The 21,486-nt window shown below is 39.4% G+C and carries 22 protein-coding genes and 1 riboswitch; of the genes, 16 read left to right on the top strand and 6 right to left on the bottom strand.

Annotated features, from left to right (window positions below):
- Nucleotides 1-205 precede the first annotated feature (205 nt).
- From ABH902_RS13140 to ABH902_RS13125, 4 genes are all read left to right on the top strand, one after another.
- Nucleotides 206-907 (top strand): DUF1003 domain-containing protein, encoded by a 702-nt coding sequence (locus ABH902_RS13140; RefSeq protein WP_404591427.1) that lies wholly within the window; start codon nucleotides 206-208, stop codon nucleotides 905-907.
- On the top strand, nucleotides 900-1,439 hold the full coding sequence (locus ABH902_RS13135; RefSeq protein ID WP_404591425.1) for a GrpB family protein: 540 nt from the start codon (nucleotides 900-902) through the stop codon (nucleotides 1,437-1,439). Before ABH902_RS13140 ends, ABH902_RS13135 begins: the two co-directional genes overlap by 8 nt.
- Nucleotides 1,436-1,873, top strand: a complete 438-nt coding sequence (locus ABH902_RS13130) for a GNAT family N-acetyltransferase (protein WP_404591423.1) — start codon at nucleotides 1,436-1,438, stop codon at nucleotides 1,871-1,873. The genes ABH902_RS13135 and ABH902_RS13130 overlap by 4 nt, the downstream gene beginning before the upstream one ends.
- Nucleotides 1,874-2,258: 385 nt before the next feature.
- The gene (locus tag ABH902_RS13125) at nucleotides 2,259-2,690 is read left to right on the top strand and encodes a hypothetical protein (protein ID WP_404591421.1); all 432 of its coding nucleotides are present in this window, start codon (nucleotides 2,259-2,261) and stop codon (nucleotides 2,688-2,690) included.
- 132 nt (nucleotides 2,691-2,822) lie between these two features.
- Here ABH902_RS13125 and ABH902_RS13120 read toward each other — a convergent pair whose 3' ends face one another.
- Complete coding sequence (locus ABH902_RS13120; protein WP_404591419.1) at nucleotides 2,823-3,158, bottom strand: hypothetical protein; 336 nt, start codon at nucleotides 3,156-3,158, stop codon at nucleotides 2,823-2,825.
- Between the two features lie 341 nt (nucleotides 3,159-3,499).
- Between ABH902_RS13120 and ABH902_RS13115 the strand changes: the two genes are divergently transcribed.
- From ABH902_RS13115 to ABH902_RS13060, 12 genes are all read left to right on the top strand, one after another.
- Nucleotides 3,500-4,189 carry a winged helix-turn-helix domain-containing protein gene (locus ABH902_RS13115; protein ID WP_404591417.1) on the top strand — a complete coding sequence of 230 codons (690 nt, stop codon included), beginning with the start codon at nucleotides 3,500-3,502 and terminating at the stop codon, nucleotides 4,187-4,189.
- A gap of 256 nt (nucleotides 4,190-4,445) precedes the next feature.
- Nucleotides 4,446-7,868 carry a pectate lyase-like adhesive domain-containing protein gene (locus tag ABH902_RS13110; RefSeq protein WP_404591416.1) on the top strand — a complete coding sequence of 1,141 codons (3,423 nt, stop codon included), beginning with the start codon at nucleotides 4,446-4,448 and terminating at the stop codon, nucleotides 7,866-7,868.
- A gap of 21 nt (nucleotides 7,869-7,889) precedes the next feature.
- Entirely contained in the window at nucleotides 7,890-8,231 is a 342-nt protein-coding gene (locus ABH902_RS13105; RefSeq protein ID WP_404591414.1) for an LPXTG cell wall anchor domain-containing protein, read from the top strand.
- Between the two features lie 20 nt (nucleotides 8,232-8,251).
- Nucleotides 8,252-9,037 carry a WxL domain-containing protein gene (locus ABH902_RS13100; protein WP_404591433.1) on the top strand — a complete coding sequence of 262 codons (786 nt, stop codon included), beginning with the start codon at nucleotides 8,252-8,254 and terminating at the stop codon, nucleotides 9,035-9,037.
- A gap of 38 nt (nucleotides 9,038-9,075) precedes the next feature.
- On the top strand, nucleotides 9,076-9,849 hold the full coding sequence (locus ABH902_RS13095) for a WxL domain-containing protein (protein WP_404591412.1): 774 nt from the start codon (nucleotides 9,076-9,078) through the stop codon (nucleotides 9,847-9,849).
- An 87-nt stretch (nucleotides 9,850-9,936) separates the two neighbouring features.
- Entirely contained in the window at nucleotides 9,937-11,007 is a 1,071-nt protein-coding gene (locus ABH902_RS13090; protein ID WP_404591410.1) for a DUF916 and DUF3324 domain-containing protein, read from the top strand.
- Nucleotides 11,008-11,034: 27 nt separating this feature from the next.
- A complete protein-coding gene (locus ABH902_RS13085; protein WP_404591408.1) occupies nucleotides 11,035-11,697 on the top strand; it encodes a hypothetical protein in 663 nt (220 codons plus the stop codon).
- Nucleotides 11,698-11,877: 180 nt separating this feature from the next.
- Nucleotides 11,878-12,417, top strand: coding sequence for a signal peptidase I (gene lepB / locus ABH902_RS13080; protein WP_404591431.1), 540 nt, complete (start codon nucleotides 11,878-11,880; stop codon nucleotides 12,415-12,417).
- 91 nt (nucleotides 12,418-12,508) lie between these two features.
- A riboswitch (SMK box riboswitch) is annotated at nucleotides 12,509-12,606 on the top strand.
- Nucleotides 12,604-13,791, top strand: a complete 1,188-nt coding sequence (metK, locus tag ABH902_RS13075) for a methionine adenosyltransferase (RefSeq protein WP_404591407.1) — start codon at nucleotides 12,604-12,606, stop codon at nucleotides 13,789-13,791. It overlaps the preceding riboswitch by 3 nt.
- A 174-nt stretch (nucleotides 13,792-13,965) precedes the next feature.
- Nucleotides 13,966-15,450 (top strand): DHA2 family efflux MFS transporter permease subunit, encoded by a 1,485-nt coding sequence (locus ABH902_RS13070; protein ID WP_404591405.1) that lies wholly within the window; start codon nucleotides 13,966-13,968, stop codon nucleotides 15,448-15,450.
- Nucleotides 15,437-16,069, top strand: coding sequence for a LysE family translocator (locus ABH902_RS13065; RefSeq protein ID WP_404591403.1), 633 nt, complete (start codon nucleotides 15,437-15,439; stop codon nucleotides 16,067-16,069). Before ABH902_RS13070 ends, ABH902_RS13065 begins: the two co-directional genes overlap by 14 nt.
- Before the next feature lie 324 nt (nucleotides 16,070-16,393).
- Entirely contained in the window at nucleotides 16,394-17,179 is a 786-nt protein-coding gene (locus tag ABH902_RS13060) for an alpha/beta hydrolase (protein WP_404591401.1), read from the top strand.
- Between the two features lie 66 nt (nucleotides 17,180-17,245).
- Here the strand turns inward: ABH902_RS13060 and ABH902_RS13055 are convergent, their stop codons facing one another.
- From ABH902_RS13055 to ABH902_RS13035, 5 genes are all read right to left on the bottom strand, one after another.
- Nucleotides 17,246-17,812, bottom strand: a complete 567-nt coding sequence (locus ABH902_RS13055) for a class I SAM-dependent methyltransferase (protein WP_404591399.1) — start codon at nucleotides 17,810-17,812, stop codon at nucleotides 17,246-17,248.
- Nucleotides 17,812-18,774 carry a TIGR01212 family radical SAM protein gene (locus tag ABH902_RS13050; protein WP_404591397.1) on the bottom strand — a complete coding sequence of 321 codons (963 nt, stop codon included), beginning with the start codon at nucleotides 18,772-18,774 and terminating at the stop codon, nucleotides 17,812-17,814. Before ABH902_RS13050 ends, ABH902_RS13055 begins: the two co-directional genes overlap by 1 nt.
- A 14-nt stretch (nucleotides 18,775-18,788) precedes the next feature.
- Nucleotides 18,789-19,439: a phosphatase PAP2 family protein gene (locus tag ABH902_RS13045; RefSeq protein WP_404591395.1), complete on the bottom strand. Its 651-nt coding sequence runs from the start codon at nucleotides 19,437-19,439 to the stop codon at nucleotides 18,789-18,791.
- Nucleotides 19,440-19,581: 142 nt separating this feature from the next.
- Nucleotides 19,582-20,475, bottom strand: a complete 894-nt coding sequence (locus ABH902_RS13040) for an SDR family oxidoreductase (protein ID WP_404591393.1) — start codon at nucleotides 20,473-20,475, stop codon at nucleotides 19,582-19,584.
- Nucleotides 20,476-20,511: 36 nt separating this feature from the next.
- The gene (locus ABH902_RS13035) at nucleotides 20,512-21,402 is read right to left on the bottom strand and encodes an SDR family oxidoreductase (protein WP_404591391.1); all 891 of its coding nucleotides are present in this window, start codon (nucleotides 21,400-21,402) and stop codon (nucleotides 20,512-20,514) included.
- Nucleotides 21,403-21,486 lie beyond the last annotated feature (84 nt).

Below are 21,486 nucleotides of genomic sequence, written 5' to 3'. Positions count from 1 at the left end.
TCGAATAACCGAAAGTAAAACAGCTTAACAACAAATAAAAAAACGGAGTAGATTTCTCTACTCCGAAAAAAGTCTAACTTTTTGGGGTCACTACAAAGTTTCTCCTCTAATCTTAGTATGTTTTTTGTGCAGTAAGGTCAAATCAATGTCTGAAAAAAGTGAAACATTGTATGATAGATTTATGTATAATAGAGGAGTGAGGAATATGTCCGAAAAAAATACCCAGCATTTGAATACGATCATGTTAAAAAATGTAGAAGATGAAATCAGAAACTACATACTTAAAAAGCAGCCCGATGTCACTGCAGAAACTAAAATTTCCTTTCCAGAGCTTTTGAATTATCGATTGGACTACATTAAAGAAATGATGACGACTGATTCTAAGCGCATGCAGAAGCTGAATGAAACGATCGTACAAAGTATTAAAAGAAATGAGACATTGACAGATAAATTAACGACGCCGGTGCATAAAAAGGCTACACTTGGTCAAAAAACAGCAGATGGTATTGCTAAGTTTGGCGGCAGCTGGCCGTTCATTTTTATCTTTATAACTATACTGGTCATCTGGATCATCCTAAATTCTGTCATGATTTTTTTCAAGCCTTTTGATCCCTATCCGTTTATTTTATTGAACCTGGCGCTTTCCTGTCTGGCAGCTATCCAAGCACCGATTATTATGATGAGTCAAAATCGTCAGGAAGAACGCGATCGGCAGCAGGCGGCGAATGACTATCAGGTAAATTTAAAATCAGAAATCGAAGTTAATCTATTGCATGAAAAAATGGATTACTTGATTAACAGTCAATGGCAGCATTTAGTCCAAATTCAAAATATGCAGATTGAACTACTGGGAGAGCTGCAGGAGCAAATGAACAAAATTCAGCCAAAGGAGTTGTCAGATGACTAGAAAAGTTGAAGTAATTGCGCATTCAAAAAAATGGTGGGAGCAATTTGACCAAGAAAAGCAGCTGCTGCAGGAACTCTTCGGGCAGGAGCTGATAGCCGTTCATCATATTGGCAGTACCGCTATTCAGCAAATAAGTGCTAAGCCAATCATCGATATTATGCTGGTAGTGACCAATATTGAGCAAATTACACAGTATAATGAAGGTATGAGCGAACTTGGGTATAGCGCTTTTGGTGAAAACGGTATTGTCGGTCGACGTTTTTTTGCCAAAGGAGGAGAGCAGCGAAGCCATCATGTTCATGTTTTTGCTAAAGGGAATCCTGAAATTGAGCGACATTTGGCCTTTCGTGATTATTTAAATAGCCATTCGGAACAAGCGGCAGCATATAGTGAGCTAAAGCTTCATTTGGCACGACAATTTCCGTTAGATATTGAAAAATATGTGGCAGGCAAGGATCGCTTTATCAAGGAAATTGACGCCAAAGCTGTCCGCTGGCGCCAAAGAATTATAGAGGAGGAAAAAAATAAATGAAGAGAAGATCAGCTAAACCGGAAGATTATCCACTGCTCACTGCTGTTTGGCGAAAATCAGTCCGACAAACCCACAATTTTTTGAAAGAAGCAGATTTTAATCAAATTGAGTCCGAGCTTCCAAGCTATTTTGAACAAATGGATGTTCAGCTGTGGCAGGAGCAAAACCAGCTGTTGGGGTTCTCTGGGGTATTAGACAAAAAAATAGAAATGCTTTTTTTAGATCCTGCTTTTATTGGTAAGGGCTATGGCAAACAGATTATTCATACTTTGATACAAGAGGATGATTGTCAGTATGTAGATGTTAATGAACAGAATACGGCTGCCCGAGCATTCTATCAAGCAGTGGGCTTCGTGGAAATTGGTCGAAGTGAAACCGATGATGCGGGGCGCCCGTATCCCATCTTACATTTGAGAAAGGGCAGTGATACGTAAAACGTTCACGTGCTCTTTTTTTGTCCTTTAGTATGTTTTTCTAATAAGACTTCCTCATTGGGAGCTCATTTTCAGTCCTGTTCTAGGTTGAAAATGAGATGAAATATTATTCAAATAATTGAATGGCATGAATTAAAAAATACACAACTATAAAATTGACATTCATTACAAAATGATGATAATTTCGATATATATATCGTTGTTTCCAATGAAAACAGAGTGATTTTTCGATAAAAGTTCAAAAAAAATAAACAATCGAATGAAAAAAATGACAAAAAAACAGGCTTTTCAACAGCATATTGCTTGATATAAAAGTTTGGAGCAGACTATAATAGATTTAAGTCAGCGGTTTTAGCTGCTTAGTAATGGGAGGAGAGAGAGCATTATGTTTAGCTATACAGATATGATTTTATCAGTAATGCAGCGAGTAGAAGTATACAATGAGATTTTTAATGCCATTTCTAAGGAAATACAGGAGAACAGCTGTAGTCAAACCATTAATCGCAGAGGAAAAGATATGTATGCACTTTGCAGAAATAACGTCAATCGTTTCTTTTTAGAAGAAGAAACATTTAGAAAGCACTTAAGCTCGCATGGTGAGCAAGAAGCGACTAAAATTCTTTTAGCAGGTTTGGATTCTTATAAAGAAGGAATTTATTTTTGGTTGGATGCCATGAATGAAAACTGCGAAGTGATTGATGAAATTAAGTACAAACGCGGTATTAACAGTGCCGAATACTCATTTAGCTTGATCAATCAAGCATGTAAAGAAGCCTGTGGTGGAATTGAAAGTGCACATAGTGTCCATAAAATGTAGTGGAACAATTTTTAGTAAGCTATCATTCATAATTCAAACGATGACGCTTGGAAAAATACTTAAATACTTGAGCTTCTTAAAAGAAATTAATTAAATTTGGAGAGTGAGATACAAGGAAAATAAACCTTGTTCTCACTCTTTTTCTTTCATTCTATTCCAAAATTTCTCAATTAATTCGTCTAATGCGGCATCTATTTCCGCTTCATTTGCAGCATTGCGAGTTAAGAAACGAGGGGGCGTAGATTGAAGATCAATCAGTTTGATTCCGATCGCTTTTTCTTGGTGGTGATTAAGTGAAACGGTAATTTGTGGATGAACCAATGTTTCACCGCAGGAACCGACCATTAGAAACGCGAGTTCAATGGTTGTTTCGTCAATTGTTCTTAAACGATAATAGCCGTCTCTCATAAATTTTTTTTCATCTGTGAAATTTTTTGCTAATATATTTATTTTTTTTGTTCTTTTCATTAGTTTCCTCACCGCTACTATTATAACATGAGCAGAATAGCTCTGTAGAGCGATAATTTGTAAATTTTTGAGAGATAATCTTTTTGAGAGCTGATTTCATAAGTAAAAAAAAGAGATATTTCTCACATAATTCTCAATATTTTATCTTTTTGTTCAAAAAAGTGATAAATAAAGTATTGGAATTGTATAGACTTGATCTTAAAAATAGATTAAACTTATTTTAGTTTTAACTATATATCTATATTATATTAATAAAATATTTTTTTGGAAACGCAATAGATAAAAACAAGAAAGAACAAGTAAGGAACAAAGTTGAATAGTGGAAATGAGGAGACGGTTATATGTATAATATTGGCTTTATTTCGTTGAATGAAACCCATGGAACCAAATCCATAGACGCGCTAAAAAGTGAACTGCTGCATATAGAAACCATCAATAAGAACGATCTCTCTGGAAATATGCACGGATATGAGGCAGTGATTATTGATGAATGTGAGATTCAAAATATTGGTGCTCTTTGTGAATTGATTATTCTATTGAAGAAAGACTCAGACGTATTCACCTGGGTAATATCTAATCGTACCCATAGCATGAATCATATCGTGTATCTACAATTAGGTGCAGACGGAATCTTTGAGGCTGAGGGTAATCCTGAAGTATGTAAATTGACCATTCTTAATAACCTGAATCGTTACCATCGGAAAAATCTTTTACTAGAAACTAAAGCCGATAAATTTACTGAAAATTCAGTACTTAAGCTACGCCCTTGTAACTTCAGTGTGGTATTAAATGGAGAAGAAATCAACTTAACAAAATTGGAATATAAAACCATTGAATTTTTGCAAACTAAAATTGGCGTCGCAGTTTCCTATGAAGAAATTTATAAAAATGTCTGGAACGGTGAAGGTGGAGACAAGCAATATCGCGTTTCCAATCTTATTTTTCATTTAAGACAGAAAATTGAAGAAGATGCTGCACATCCTAAATATATAAAAACAATTCGTTCTAAAGGATACAAATTAACAGTATAAAAAGAAGTACCTGTCATGGCGGCGTTTTTTTAATGAAACGTGACGGTGACTACACACAATTTAGGTTTTCTTTTTTTCTAACCAATTATTGCTAAATAAAAAAATCAGCGTCATTTATAAACTCGCATAGTTTTGACGCTAATTTCCATTCTAATTGTAAATTTAGCAAAAAATAAAGAGATTGGCAAGAAAAAATAGAGAAATTGTATATTTTAAGGCTAATATACAAAAAAATATAATAAAAGGAGTTGAAAAAATGAAAATTGGAAAAAAGTCTTATATTTTTGGATCGTTTGTGCTTATACTGGGTCTTCTTAGTTTGTTTTTAATAAAAACGAGAGAACCGATTAAAGCCGATGATGAAAAATATACCATAGTTACAAGTCAAGCGGACGCAACAGGGAAAATAGCAACCACCTTGAAAATTGCTGAACCTAAGGATGAAACATTCATATTGTCATATGATGGAATTGCTGAAATCTCAAAGGCTGATCTTTTAGCTGGGGTTTCTTCAGAAAATGCAGAAACAGTAGAAATAGAGGAAACTACCTTACCCTCTGAAAAAATAATTAAAACAAAGGCTGACAATACACCGATTGAAATTACTTTTCATGTAGCACCGGCTGTTAATAATGTTGAAGGCGAAATTCGTTTATACAATAGCAGCAATGAAAAGTTAACTTCTACTAAAGTAAGTTTTTCAGAAACGTCGTCAGCAGGAAGTGGTGTGGCTACTTTTGCTCAGCCAATGCAGTATTTAACGGGAACTTATCCAGGAGATATTGGCGAGCCTGGACCGACTACTCAGGAAATGGAAGCTGCAAACCAAGCCGCAAATGCTGCGATTGGTTTTGATCCAGAAGTTAACGTGAAACACGTGAGTACTTGGGATGAGCTTAGAACAGCGTACAATGATGCTACGGTCACAAAAATTATTTTAGATGAAGATATTTCGAATGCTTCTAACCAGACAATGAGTAACAGGCGTACCTCAATAGAAATTGATGGTGCAGGGCATACATTATACTTAAATGCACGCAGCTTTGAAATTAATAGTCCAACAGACGGTATCGGCTTCTTCCATATTCATGATTTGATCGCGCAACAAAACTTGAATAATGGTTTATCTTCTGCAGGAAGATATGCTGTTGTTAATGGTTCTAATTTTACGTCGAGTGTAGTTGGATGGACATTCAGAACTGGAAATGTTACAACGGAACCTGTAAATGGGAAACGCGTCGGACGCTTTATTCGTGCGTATCAATCAATGATTCAAGTATATGGCTATGTGAATTTAACTACCACAGAAGAAAATTTTTATGCTGGTGGTGTAATCGTTGAAGATAAAACGCAGTGGCGAGGCACAGTGACATATGCCAATTATTCTGCTGTTTGGTTTGTAGAAAACTCTACGAATGCGGCTTCGACAAGTAAAAGCATGGAATTTACAGTAGGAAAAGATGCGCTGGTTTCATTAAAAAATGAAACGACAGGTGCCGCTTATCCAGCTGTATATGAACACTATCGCGCAATCACAATTGGCGAAGGCTCCACCTATAATTCAAATATGCAGGGAAATTCTGTCCGTTTTGATGATTCAGGTGCTTCAATGACTGTGAAAAATAATGCGACAGTTAATTTGTTGAGTCGAGGTAATGGATCAGTTATGCAGTTTTCTGCGAATAATACGGCATTTAATCTGGAAGCTGGAGGAAGTATTTATATCGTAGGCTCAACAACGAATCCGATTGTTGATCTGTCAAGCGGGTCGAATAGAACCTTTACGATGGAATCGCCGAAAGGATTCGATATTCGAAATAAGAATACGGGTTCTACAAGCAACAGTCCAGCGGTTTCCACAGGGAACTCCTCAACTAATATTTTCACTATTAATGATTCAGATATTGATTTATGGACATTACGTTCAGAGTTGATGGGACCTTCTCAGCAAACCTATGCTAAAGTGGCAAACTTCTCTGTAAAAGCGGGCGGAGGTACAGCGAACGTAACAACCTCTGAATCGGGATTAGCTGCTTTTGTACCAACTCAATATCGGCGAATTGCCGGTATGAATACGAATCCAAAAGTAGAATGGGTTCCTGTAACAGATGCGGACAAAAGCTATCAGGCTAGAGTTGAAATTGGGATGACACCAACGGATACCTTTGATGCGGATGGCAATGTTGTTTTGCAGTCTGTTTATGCAGGTGCGGGACAAGCTAATGTAACTTTTGTAGATACATTTGGAGAAACCCATACTGTAGCAACTAATGCTCAAGGATACGCTATCATGACGGATACAAAATTTAATCGCACAGGCGGAAAAATGAAAGCACACGCTGTCAGAGGACCATGGGCTTCTGAGGTTGATCCAGAAACGACAGTCTTGGATATCACTCCGCCGGAACCAGCCGAAGTTGTTGGAGCTAAAGTAACAAATGCAACGAAGCAACTCGTCGGAGCAAATGCAGAAGCAAATGCCAAAATCTATATTGATATTAACGGTGTTCGTCAAAGTACAGTAGGAAAAGTGAACGCTGATGGTACTTGGACCTATAACTTACCGCAGTATTTAGAAAAAGGTGATACCGTTCAAATCTTTTTAGAAGATAATGCAGCTGAAATTACTGAAGAGTTATCTCCGGCTGTACCGGACACTAATAGTGCTAACGGAAATATTAATCCAGCTGCTGATCTGAACTATCGTGATGCACTTTTTAAAGCGGCCACAAAATATACAGTTGAAGATGTTTTACCAGATAAACCGTTGATTGAAAAAGCTGTGGTGTCTTCAGGCGGAGCAACAACTCAGGTTGGCGATACGTTGACTTATACAATAACAGCTAAGAACAACAAAGCAGCTGATTATGATACCTTACTGGCAAATACAGTCATTAAAGATACCCTTCCAACAGGCCTAAACTTTGATCCGACAACTGCCGAGATTAAAATTGACGGAACAGCTGCTAAGTCTCCGGATGACTATTCGTATGATTCTGATACTCGTTTGCTAAATGTGAAGGTTGGCGATTTGGCTACAGGTGATTCGGTCGTCATTACGTTTAAAGCGAAGGTTGCTTCGTCAGCAGTAGGAACAATTATTACCAATAAGGCCGAGCTGATTGGTGAATCACCAAGAGAAAAAACGTTTGTTGCAGGTCCAAATAACCCTGATGCGGAGCACGAAACATATAATGCGATATCTTCGGAAGCTAAAAATCCAGGTGGAACCGTATTTGGTGTATTGGAGCTAGCTTCTGCACCGACTGAAATTGATTTTGGCAGTGTGAAATATCAAGGCAAGAAAACACGGGTTAACGCTGCAGAACATCGTGGAGCGGACTTAGTGGTCAAAGATAGCCGAGCCAATAAAAACGGTTGGACACTTACAGCAAAATTAACAACACCCATGACCAGTACGGATCCTAATATTCCGGCCTATACTTTAGTTGATGCGCTGAAATATGTTTACAATAATCAGGAAATCACTTTAAACGGCGGAGCACAGGATATTATGAGTCAGGCGGCGAACGCAACGACCACTGAGACAACGTATAATATTAGTGATACTTGGTCTGAAACCGGCGATGGGTTCAAGTTTGAAGCTTCAGCTCAAGACGTACAGGCGCTGGGAACCTATCAGGGTGAAATTCTGTGGGAACTAGGAGATACGCCGTAAAAGTGAGGAGAATGTTCATTTATGAAAAAATCAATCATTAATTTAATACTCTCCTTTACTTTTGTATTCCTGTTGGCTAATGCACGACCGTTGACGGCAGCAGCGGGTACTAACGGAGGAGAAGTGCAGACGAATGGCGTTATCAGTTTTTATGAAGATAGTTCCACAATAGAGTCGTCAAGCACGTCAGAACCTAGGCAAACATCAGATGAACCAATTGCGAAGCCTAAGGGCAATTATCCGACAACTGGTGAGATGGTAAAAACCAGTCTGATCTATACAGGAGTAATTCTCGTAATTATTGCCGGCTTGCTATTTTTCTGGAAACAAAAGAAAAATCAAGAAGGGCGGGATGACAAGTGAGTAATGGAACAAAAGGTTGTTTGTTCTTTGGATTATTGCTTGTAACCATAGGCTCGCCGATATTCTTGGCAAGGGAAGCGGCGGCAGAAACAGAGTCAATGGATGGTTCAGGGACTGTAACGTTTGAAGGGGAGTATCCTCAAGAAATTCTTGATCCGGAAAATCCCGAAATAGTGGTTGATCCAGGTGAAAGTCCGCAATTAAAAGGGGATTTGCGAATTGACTTTGTGCCAAAATTTGACTTCTATCAAAATAAAATATCAGACAAAGATGAAATTTATTATGCGAATGCGCAAAATTTCTTTGGGGCAACGAAACCCAGAGGAAACTTTGTTCAGGTGACGGATGTCAGGCAAAAATCTACTGGCTGGACGCTACAGCTTCGTCAAGAAATACAATTTACAAACAATGAAGCCAAGCATAAAGAAATTAACGGAGCTATGCTCTCGCTTGATAAATCTTGGGTAAATTCACTCGGGAATCTTGAAAATGCGCCGCAATTGTCAAAAGAAATTATCAACATTGATAATGTTGGTGCTTCTTATAATTTGGCGCAAGCGGAAGCAGGCAAAGGCAGCGGTACTTGGATCATCTCTTTTGGCGCCTCATCAGACAATAACAGCAACCAAAAAAATACGCTGGAACCACGACTGGATAATAAAGGTCAAGCTGTACTTGATCCAGTTTTTGAACAAAAGCCAGTCTATTTAAATAAAGCTGTGACCTTATCAATCCCTGGTTCAACGATTGTTGACCCAGTACCTTACACTACAGAGTTAACTTGGATATTAGCCGAGTTACCATAAAACACACACTTAAACATATTCTAGGAGGAAACACACACATGAAAGCAAAAACATTATGTTCAATCGCACTATTAGCAGTAGTAGGAATTAACTTAGCGGCACCAACAGCACACGCGGATGCAAAATCTCAAGCAACAAAAGGTACACTGACCTTTACAGAGGATAATGATCCTAAAGACATCGTTGATCCAGAAGATCCCTCTAAACCATTAGTTGATCCGGAAGCGCCAATCATTGTCAATCCCGATCGCGGTTCTTTTAGTATCGATGCAGTGACTGAATTAAACTTCGGTACAGATACGATCAAAGCCTTTGCAGCAGACCCTGAATACTATGCGGCAGCAGTTACAGGTACTACTTCTGCTGGTTCAGTAACACGCGGAAACTTTGTTCAATTTACAGACGTACGTGGTACAGCTAATCACAAATATAAAGTAAGTGCACAATTAACAAAACAATTTCAAGCAAAAGCTAACACTGGTACTTTCTTAAAAGGTGCTAAAATTGATTATTCAAATGCGGTCATCTCTTCTGCGGATCCAGCAGCACAATGGCCAGCAACAACTGTAGCAGGTTTCCAATTAGCACCAAATGCTGAAGGAACCGGTGCAGGGGCTTCAGTCGTCGTTGTTAACAACGAAGAAGCTAAAAAAGGTATCGGAACTTACACAATTGAATTTGGTCAATATGGCGATGGAACAACAACGAACACATCAGCAGATTCTGTTAAATTGACTGTACCAAATACCAATTTATTACTTGCGGATGAATATCAAGCAGAAATTACTTGGACAATTGCAGAAGTTATCTAATCAAAGGAAATATTAGCTTCAAACAAAGGGCGAGAGCAAGAGAAGCGATTTTCTCTTGTCTCAGCCTCTTTAAAGAGAGGGATATGAATGAAAAAAAAGTGGCTTTTTCTATTAACAGTAACAGCTGTACTCATAGCATTTATACCAATGACAACATACGCTGATGAAACCAGCGGCAACGCAACTGGATTTACATATGAATCAATCAAGCCGGAAAATCAAAGAGATAAAAGTGCCGGCTATTTCGATTTGAAAATGGCGCCGGGCCAAAAACAAACGGTTACCATTAAGCTAAAAAATTTAGCGGCTGAAGAGATTGAAGTGTCGGTAAAATTAAATGGTGCGAAGACCAATGCAAATGGTGTAATTGAATATGGACCTTCAACTATTAAGAAAGATAAATCTTTAAAATACGATTTTGAAGAAATCGTTTCTGCACCTGACATTGTTAAAATTCCTGCAAAAGGCGAACAAGATTTAAACCTGGATATTACTATGCCAGAAGCAACTTTTGATGGATCGATTGCGGGAGGGATTCAGCTACAAAAAGTAGAAAAAGAAAATAAGGATCAACCAAAGAAAACCGGAGTTGTTAATAAATATGCTTATGTCATCGGTATGCTTCTTTTCGAAACAGAAACAAAGGTTCAGCCAAACTTAAAATTAAACAAAGTAACTGCTGATTTAAATAATTTTAGAAATACATTTTTTGTAAACTTTTCTAATGTTGAAGCGGCTTATTTGGAGAACATGACGACTCAGGTACAGATCATGAAAGAAGACAGCAGCGAAGTTCTTTATGAAACAAAGCGCTCAGGTATGCGAATGGCGCCTAATTCTCAGATTGATTTTCCCGTAAGTATGGAAGGGGATCGAATGGTTCCCGGCAATTATCGTGCGAAAATTTTAGTAACGGCGGACGATAAAAAATGGGAATGGGATGAAACGTTTAAGATTACTGATGAAGAAGCGGACAAATTCAATGCACAGGATGCTAGTTTGGAAGAGGTTCAGACGTTTAACTGGCCGTTAATTGCTGGTATCGTTGGCGGAGTTGTGGTCATTGCTTTAATCATTTTCTTTAGTATAAGAAGTGTCAGCAAAAAACGTGAAGCGAAAAGAAAAGCAAGTAGAAAAAGAAAGCCTAAAAGAAACTAAAAGGAAAGTACGCGAGGAGGGAAAGAAATGACGATATTAGACTGGTTTTTTATTATTTCTTTGTCTCTAGCCAGCCTGGGATTAGTTTTTTCAGGCATCTCTTTTTATCTGATGCTGCAAACAAAGCGTAAATTAAAAAAAGTAAAACGTACAAAAGTAAAAAAGAAAAAGCAAAAACAGAAAAGACGTACGATTAAAAAATTAATAAAGCAAGGGAAAAGGCAACGGAACATTGGTATTGTTCTAACATTGCTTTTTCTATTGACCGGCTTTACCGCCGGCTATTCTCTTTATTACCAAGCGATGCATTTGAGTGAAAAGGATTCTAAAGCGGTGGTTCAAGGGTATTATTTAATGACCAATCTGGAAAAAGAATTAGAAACAGCTCAAACGACTGAAAATGAAGTGAAGTCGGGAAAAAATATTAAGAATCTAGCAGGACAAATGTCAAGCTATGGCATTTACAAAGCAACGATTCGAAATAGCCAAGCAGGGCAAAAAGCTTTAAACAAATACTACAAATCAATGAAGGAATTAGGAATTAACCTGTCTTCCCAACCAAATGATTTCTTTAAAAATGAGGCATTATTCAATGATTTCAATACTGATTTAGCTACCGTTAAAAAAAATCATAAACTGGTTGTTGATTACTTTAATATTAATGAAGAAGCGTTGGAAAATAACAGATAATTCGGTGATTTTATGGAAAAAGCCACGCACAAAAAAAGGAAAAGAAAACTCGATAATAAAAGGAATCGAAAAAAACAAACGGACAATCCGAAGCGACCAGTCAAAAAGCTATCTGCTAAAAAGAAAGAAGCGCTTAGAAAGCACAGGCAGCAAAAGAGACGAAAAAAACGGTTAAGAAAGATTCGAAGACTTTGTGGTGAAATAGGTCTGACGATTCTGGCAACCGGTGTTCTCGTGTATCTTCTTTCGCTGTTCACTTTTAGCTTTGCCAAGGTCGAAGGATATTCTATGAGTAGTACATTAGTTGATGGAGAAGTTGTACTGATAAATAAATTAGCCGCTGTTCAGCGTTTTGACCTTGTCTATATGCGGATACCAGGAACAAAGGAAACAACGGTTCGCCGAATGATCGGAAAGCCTGGAGAAAATGTCTATTACAAGAATAGTCAGCTGTTTATTAATGAAGAGGAAAAAGAAGAACACTTCATTACAGAATATCAACGTCCGTTTGAAAAAGAGGGTATGTTGTTTACAGAGGATTTTACGATAAAAGGTTTAACGGGGCATCCGACAATTCCAAAAGGAAAATACTTGGTTTTAGGAGATAACCGCCCGTATGCTACGGACAGTCGCTATTACGGACTTGTCGATGAAAAGGAAATTATCGGTGTAGTGGAAATGAGGATTTTGCCGTTTCATAAAGTACGTTGGTTTAGCTAAAGAAAGAACACCTTGAAGCTTTTTTACAAGGTGTTTTATTTATGAAAAAAATAAAAAAGTAAGTCTTTTGTACGGATATCTGTTATACTAGAAATGTTACAAGTTCCCGAAAGGATTTGTTGAAGTGAATACAATTTATTTTCAGCAAAGATGCCTTGTAACCGAATATAACTAGGGGGAATCATTATGACAGAAAGACATTTATTTACATCAGAATCCGTTTCCGAAGGACATCCTGACAAGGTAGCTGACCAAATTAGCGATGCGATTTTAGATGCGATTTTGACACAGGATCCACAGGCCAGAGTCGCTTGTGAGACAAGTGTTACCACAGGGTTAGTTTTAGTCTTTGGCGAAATTTCCACAACAGCATATGTGGATATCCAAAAAATCGTGCGCCAAACGCTGAAAGATATCGGCTATACACGAGCAAAATACGGCTTTGACGGAGATACAGCAGCAGTGCTTGTTGCTATCGACGAGCAGTCGCCGGATATCGCTCAAGGTGTTGACGATGCCTTGGAAACGCGCGGGGATAAAGATACAAAAGATGACATTGGTGCTGGGGACCAAGGCTTAATGTTTGGCTTTGCAGTCAACGAAACGCCGGAATTAATGCCATTGCCGATTTCATTAAGTCATAAATTAGTTCGCCGTTTAGCGCAGTTGCGTAAAGAAGGTCAATTGACTTATTTACGCCCGGATGCTAAGTCTCAAGTAACTGTAGAATACGACGAAAACGGCAAACCACAGCGTGTAGATACAGTGGTTATCAGCACGCAGCATGATGAAGATGTGACGCTGGAGCAAATCCAAAAAGACGTCAAAGCATTTGTTATTGATGAAGTCATTCCAGCAGAGTTGTTAGATTCAGAAACAAAATATTTCATTAATCCAACAGGCCGCTTTGTGATTGGCGGACCTCAGGGAGATGCCGGCTTAACTGGCCGTAAGATTATCGTAGATACGTATGGCGGTTACGCTCGTCATGGCGGTGGTGCATTTTCCGGTAAGGATGCTACAAAGGTGGACCGTTCTGCCAGCTATGCCGCTCGTTATATCGCCAAAAATATTGTAGCAGCCGGTTTAGCAGAAAAAGCGGAAGTTCAATTAGCCTATGCGATTGGGGTTGCACAGCCGGTATCCATTTCGATTAATACCTTTGGTACAAGTGAAGTTCCTGAAAGCCAGCTAATCGAAGCGGTCAGAAACAACTTTGACTTACGCCCGGCAGGCATTATCGAAATGCTTGATCTGCGCCGTCCAATCTACAAACAGACAGCTGCATACGGACATTTCGGACGTACAGATATTGAATTACCTTGGGAGCAGACCGATAAAGTCGCTGCACTCAAAAAAAGCTTAGGTAAGTAACACAGACGGAGGTTGCTTCTGTTCCCACCGATCTGGTTTTAGGGCGTAGACAAAAGGAGATTTTACTTTTGTCCTGCGCCCTTGTTTGTTGTCAATTACCAGTCTTTTTACAAATGAAAAAGCAGATCAGTCCAGCTTATACAAAGCAGAAATAAAGTAAAGGATGGGGAATATATGGAAAGAAAAACAAATGTTAAGCTTGTAACGATTAGTGTTTTTGTTGCAACGTTTATGACAGCGATTGAAGGAACCATTATTTCAACTGCGATGCCGACAATTGTAGGTTCGTTGCATGGAATGGAAATTATGAACTGGGTATTTTCTATTTATCTATTAACGAATGCCATGTTAACACCAATTTATGGGAAATTAGCAGATAAAATCGGTCGTAAACCGATTTTTTTAACAGGAATTATTATTTTTATTATTGGCTCGTCACTTTGTGGCTTGGCCCAAAATATGCTGACATTAATCATCGCTAGAGCCATTCAAGGAGTAGGCGCTGGAGCAATTATGCCGGTTGCGTTAACTATTTTGGCAGATATTTACTCTATTGATAAACGTGCAAAGATTCTTGGACTTAATAGTGCTGCTTGGGGAGTTGCTAGTATTTTTGGTCCATTGGTCGGCGGTTTTATCGTCGATACAGTAGGCTGGCATTGGATTTTCTTTATTAATGTTCCGATTGGGCTAGTTTTAATGGGCTTGATTGCTTACTTTTTGGTGGAGCCAAAACGGGAAAAATCCAACGCACCCATGGACGTTTTAGGCAGTATTCAATTAATGCTGGTCTTACTGACGCTATTATTAGGTTTTCAGCTGATCGGCGATGTCGGTTTTGATTTAAGTGTTCTGCTGTGTCTAGGTGCCTCTGTTGTATTCTTTATCGTGTTCGTTTTTGTGGAAAAAAGAGCGCAGGATCCTGTGATTGACTTGAATTTATTTAAAAACTCGACGTTTGTTATTGTCAATCTGGTCGCTACTTTAATCAGTGGCTTTTTAATGGGAGTCGAAGTGTATATTCCAATGTGGATGCAGGGTGTTTTAGGAAAAAGCGCGGCGATTGGTGGTCTTGTTTTAGCGCCGATGTCCGTTATCTGGATGGTAGGTTCGTTTGTAGCCAGTCATTTAATGGAAAAGATGGTTACGAAAATGGTCGTGGCTATCGGCTTGGGTATTACTTTTATCGGCAGTGCGTTTCTTGTATTGGTACCAGCGGCTGCATCATTTGTCTGGTTTTTTGCCATTTCAGCGGTTTTAGGAATTGGCTTCGGGATTACGATTACTACAACGACTGTTCGGGCCCAAAGTAGTGTAGAGCCGGCTAAGCTAGGGGTGGCAACGTCGTTTAATACCTTGGTTAAAACAATTGGTCAAACATTGATGGTGTCAATTTTTGGCGTTGTTATTAACTCTGTAACCAGTGCGGAATTGGCTAAAAGCTCTTTGACTGTTGATCCGGATGTAATGAATCAGCTGGTGAATCCGCACACGGCTAATACCATTCCAGCTAATCTTCTTGAACCGTTGCGTGGCATGCTGTATTCGGGCTTGCATATGGTGTATTTAATCGGGATTTTCTTAGTAGCAGCAGCTTTCATTTTGAATATGGTCGTTAAGGAGAATAGAAAGGGGGAAGTGAGTGATGGGAATTGTTAATTATGGCGCTTTTTTGGCTTCCGCAATTCTGTTAAATTTAATACCGGGATCAGATACGGTATATATTTTGAGTAAAGCCACTTTAGGAAGTAAGCGTCAAGGCATTTTTTCTGTGTTGGGCATTTCTTCAGGCATTTTGGTGCATACCTGTCTGGCAGCGTTAGGCTTATCGGCTATTTTAATGACTTCAGCCGCAGCTTTTACTATTGTGAAATGGCTGGGTGCGGGCTACTTAGTCTATTTAGGTGTGAAAGCGATTGTTTCAAAAGAAGCTTTACTGGAAATCAACGAAGAAAAAGGCAGTAATGACTGGCGCGTTTATCAACAGGGCTTATTAACCAATGTGTTAAATCCTAAGGTGGCGTTGTTTTTCTTATCCTTATTGCCGCAATATGTAGCAACCGACACACAGCATACCGCACTGGCCTTTTTTGTCTTAGGCATTAGCTTTGTCGTCACAAGTACACTTTGGAGCTTGGGAATTGTTTACGGAGCCGCCTTTTTTTCAGGATTATTTACCAAAAGTGAAAGAATGAAAAAATATGCAAATAAAATCGCCGGTTGCATTTATATTGGACTAGGGCTTCATTTGCTTAAAGCAACAGCAAGTAAAAATTAGGGGAAATCTTTATAAAAAGAACGTAATTAAGACGAATTTTTGCCATAAAAAGTTCATAGTCTCTTAGTATGATAGAAACATACCAAGAAAAGACAACTTATCAAGCAAAACATTTTTCATTTTTAACTCCTCCTAATTGAGCGGCAGGAACCGAACGATGGAGTCCAGCAAACCCCGAACTTATTGGTGTTGAAAGGGCTGCTTCGGTTTCTGCCGCTTATCCCATTTTAAGCCGCGGACGAATAGTTGTCCGGGCTTTTTTTTATTCGTTCAATTCTGGTGTTTAGTGCTACAATAAGAGCAGATAGAAAAGGAGGATGCTGTGTGGCTTTATTACAAGCAAATATTTATTCGAATGTGTTAGAAATGGAGGTATTAATGGATGTTATTTTACCTCAAAGAACCGAGAAAAAGATTGGAACAGCGTCAAAGGGTCAGTTAACCGATGTGCCTGTTATGTATCTGCTTCACGGAATGGGCGGTAATCATAGTGTGTGGCAACGACGTACCTCTATTGAACGCTATGTAGCGGATTTAGGGTTGGCAGTAATTATGCCATCAACGGATCTTGGCTGGTATACAGATACCACTTATGATATGAAGTATTGGACGTTTATTTCAGAGGAGCTGCCGGAAATTTGTCATGAGCTATTTCCACAATTAACGACGAAGCGCGAAAAAACATTTGCTGTTGGATTATCCATGGGTGGTTATGGCGCTTTAAAGTTAGGTTTAGCGAGGCCAGAAAATTTTGGCGCGGTAGCTTCTTTATCCGGTGCAGTAGATTTAGCCGGCAGAGTAGAGGATTTATTAGCTCTTCGCGGCAAAGCTTATTGGGAAGGTATCTTTGGTCCATTGGAAAAAGTACCGGGCTCTGTGAATGATCCAATGTATTTATTAAAGCAGTTGGTTGATGAGAAAAAGCAAGCACCAAAAATTTATCTCTGCTGCGGGGAAGAAGACATGCTTTTACACGCCAATAAAAATATGGCTGCGGCACTTGAGAAAAATCAGCTTGAGTATCAATTTGAAACAGGACCGGGAAATCATAATTGGATTTTCTGGGATGCTTGGATTCAAAAGGTATTGGCCTGGCTGCCACTGGATTAACTATTAGCGGAAAGAGGTTGAGCCAAAAGTCGTTTAGGTTCGAGCAATCTGACTTTTGGCCACTTTTTAAGGCTTTTTCTCAATACAAAATAAAATGGGCGGCTGATTGCGTTGATTGATAAATTGATAGGTCAGCACATTGTAAGCTTCCTGAGGCAACTGCTGACAATAATCATTCACGAGTGACAATTCGTCTGCGCCGCCTTCATGACCATAATAAACGACTAAGATAATCCGTCCTTTAGGGCGTAGCCTTGGCAGAAGAGCTTCCAAGGCTTTTTTAGTTGTGTCAGGCTTTGTAATAATGTGCTTATCACTCTTTGGTAAATAACCCAAATTAAATACCGCCGCACGAATATCTGTTGTATCAGGAATAACTTGTCCAAGAGTTTCATGTCCTTGCTGCAGTAAGGTTGTCTGCCCTAACAAATGCAATTCATGTAAACGATGTTTAGTAGCCTGCACCGCTTGCTCTTGAACGTCAAAGGCATAGACCTGCCCTGTACGACCGACCAGCTCAGCAAGCAAAGCAGTATCGTGACCATTGCCCATCGTTGCATCAACCACAGTATCACCTACTTGAACGATTTCCTTTAAAAGCGTATGGCTAAAATGAAGAGCCGTTGTCAGCATTAAATGACCTCCTTTTTCCGAACATCAAATTTACCTTGATAGCTGTCGCGGCGTTTCATTTCATCATCAATTGCATTTAACACTTCCCATTTTTTTAAGCTCCACATCGGTCCCACTAAGGTATCTGCAGGAGCATCTCCGGTTAAACGATGAATTACGATTTCCGGCGGGATCATTTCTAGCTGATCGCAAATGACGTTCACATAATCTGTTCTAGACATTAATTGAAGTCGTCCTTCATGATAATCGCGCAGCATCTGTGTATTTGTCATAAGATGAAGGAGATGCAGCTTAATGCCCTGAATATCAGAGTCAAGAATGGTTCGGCGAACGTTTTCCCGCATCATGTCCAGATCTTCTCCAGGTAGCCCATTAATTAAATGTGCGCAAACGCGAATGTTATGCTTTCGCAGTTTTTCAACACCTTCTAAATAGGTTTGATAATCATGCGCTCGGTTAATTGACTGACTGGTTTTTTCATAGGTCGTTTGCAGCCCTAATTCTACCCAGACATAATAGCGCTCGTTTAATTCAGCAAGATAGTCTACTACTTCATCCGGTAAACAATCCGGACGTGTGCCGATGGAAATCCCGACAACACCTTTTTCATTTACCACCTGTTCAAAGCGATGCTTGATGATGTCGACAGGCGCATGCGTGTTGGTAAAATTTTGAAAATACACAATGTACTGAGCGACTGAAGGCCATTTTTTGTGCATCATTTGAATTTCCTTTTGAAACTGAATCGGTAAAGGATCAAGCGGCGCAACAATCATATCGCCTGAACCTGAAACACTACAAAACGTACAGCCACCCTTAGCTACTGTACCGTCACGATTCGGGCAATCAAAACCACCATCCAGCGGTACTTTAAAAATTTTCCCGCCAAACTGCTGCCGCAGTGCATAATTCCAAGTATGATACCGTTTATTCGGATCTTCCGTATAAATAAAAGGGGACACAAACATTCTTCTTTCTATTTTTGTTTATTTTTGAAGCGCCAGACAAAGCGTTTTTCTAAATAAATCGGATAAGACATCAACAGCCAAGCTAGACCGAAGCTGAAGCCGCCCAGAACATCACTCGGGTAATGAACACCGACATAAATTCGGCTGATGCCAATCATGAAAATACCTATGCCAAGTAAAATTTGTAAAGACAAACACAGCTTTGCCGATTTAACAAATTGGGGCAGTAAAAAAATGAATGTACCATATAAAAGGACACTCCCAGCCGAATGCCCACTGGGAAAGCTATAGCTGTATTCTGCCACTAAATGATCTAAAGTCGGACGTGTTCGCATAAAAAAGAGTTTCAGTAAAGGATTCACACAAGCCGCAATCAGCGCTGTATTAATCAGCAGCCAAAGCATTTCTGCATAGTATTTTCCTCTAAATAAAACAAAGGCTACGGCCAGTGTGATCAGTGCAACGGTCAAAGGATCTGCAAATTTAGTATACCAGATAAAAAAGGAGTTCGCAGCTGGATATGGTGTCCGCACAATAGTGGTAATCGTCTGGTCAAACCCCGTAAGCCATTCAGGATAAAAACGAACGACATAGCCTAAAAACATTAGCACAACTAAAAAACAGCTTCCAGCAAATTGATAGTATAATTTATTCTTCATGATAATTCCTTTCAAATTCAAGTAAGGGTTATTATAACATCAAATCATTAAGAACAATTAAAAAGAATACAATAAAAGAGCACAGCAGCGAAAAAATTGGCGCATTTTTTTCGCTGCTGTGCACGTTTATTCGTCTTATTTTTTATAAATTAATCGCTTCGCCACCGGTTACACCATAAATTTGACTAGTAATATAGCTGGCTTTGTTGGAGGCTAAAAAGACATAAACATGAGCTAATTCTACCGGTTGACCGGCACGCTTCAGCAAGGTATCTTCGCCAAAAACTTTCAGGGCACCTTCCGGCAGCCCTTTTTCAAGCTGAAGCGGACTCCAGATAGGACCGGGTGCCACGCCATTTACGCGGACGCCTTTTTTCGCCAGCTGCTTAGCAAGACTAATCGTAAAGCTGGTAATCGCCGCTTTGGTCGCTGCATAATCCATAATATTTTCACTTGGATTAAACGATTGTAAGGACGTTGTCGTAATAATTGTCCCGCCCGGCGGTAAATGGGATTCTGCCGCTTTTACTAAAGCAAACATCGAAATAATGTTGACTTGGAAGGTATCCTTCACCTGATCGATTGGTAATTCAGCAAGCGATTCTTGAGCAACCTGTTGAGCAGCGTTTAAAATTAAGGTATCTAATCCGCCCAGCTGTGCCACTGCTTGTTCAATCAATTCTTCCGGTGCTTTTTCACCCAAAAAATCAAAAGGAAGTAAGACTGCTTTGCGTCCGGCTTTTTCGATATATTCAGCAACTTCTTCCGCATCCTCTTGTTCATCAGGTAAAAATTGCAGCGCAACATCAGCACCTTCACGTGCAAATGCAATGGCAATCGCACGGCCAATACCGGAATCGCCTCCTGTAATTAGCACCCGACGGTTTTCTAATTGATGACTGCCCTCATAGCTTTCTTCCCCGCAGTCCACAGTAACCGGCATGGTACTTTGCAGTGCTGGTGCTTGTTCATCTTCCGTAGACACCTTTTCTGTTTTATATAACGTTCTTGGATCTTTTAAAATAGGCTCTGTCATAGTGTTTGCTCCTTACTCTGAAGTAAATGCTAAATGTTAATCCGATAAAGTATCTTTAATTTTATTAATCAGACCCTCGACAGGGCGAGTAGCCGGTTCAATGTCCAGCGATTTTTGCACCAAGGCATGTCGCTGGCCCAGTTCATCCGTTGTTTTTCTTTCCCAAAGCTCTTTCTGTCTGGCTTTAGCTACCAGACTCATTGATTTTGGAATAACATTTCGGTAATCATTTGATTCACCAGTCACTACTTTAATCGCTTCTTCGATTAATTTATCGGGTTTAAATTGTTCATAAGGAAAAGCCAGCATTTCATAATCAAATAGTCGTTCAGCCGGATCATCCTGCCATAAACGCCATGCTTCAAATTCGCGGTCATTGAAGCCGGTCAGATAAGGACCCGGATTAATCAGCGCCACTTGCACATGAAATTCCTGTAATTCTCTGCTTAAAGATTCTGCGAAGCCTTCCAAGGCAAATTTGGATCCGCCGTAAGGTCCAGACAGTGGATCAGCCATTAGACCGGAAATAGAAGACATGAAAATAATTTTCCCGTGATTTTTCTTTACCATTTTTTTAGCAAATTTTTGCGTAAGTAAAATAGGACCGAAAACATTCACCTCAAACTGATTACGTAAGCGTTCTTCGGGAATATCTACCAACGAACCACCTTCAGAAATACCGGCATTATTAAGTAAAACATCCACATCCCAAGTCCAAGCTCGTTTGCGGTCAACAGGATCTGTGACATCTAATTTTTCAATTTGCAGCTTAAGCCCTTGCTCATGCGCTTCCGCTCTTAAAGCAGAAACCTCAGACATTGTTTCCACTCCGGCAATGACCGACTCGCCCATTTTGGCTAAACCGAAAGCAATACCTTTGCCGAAGCCTGTGCCGGCACCTGTAATCAAATACGTATCTTTTCGCATTGTGTGAACCTCCTATTTTATAGTTGTTAGTATGCAGTATACCTTTGGAACAAAAGGATTCCCAATAGTACGATTGTTCATTAA

Origin of the sequence: Enterococcus sp. UD-01 (genome assembly GCF_044909655.1) — a bacterium.
GTDB lineage: Bacteria > Bacillota > Bacilli > Lactobacillales > Enterococcaceae > Enterococcus_L.
The sequence above is the reverse complement of the archived record's forward strand: the minus strand, read 5'-3'. Positions and strand labels throughout refer to the sequence as shown.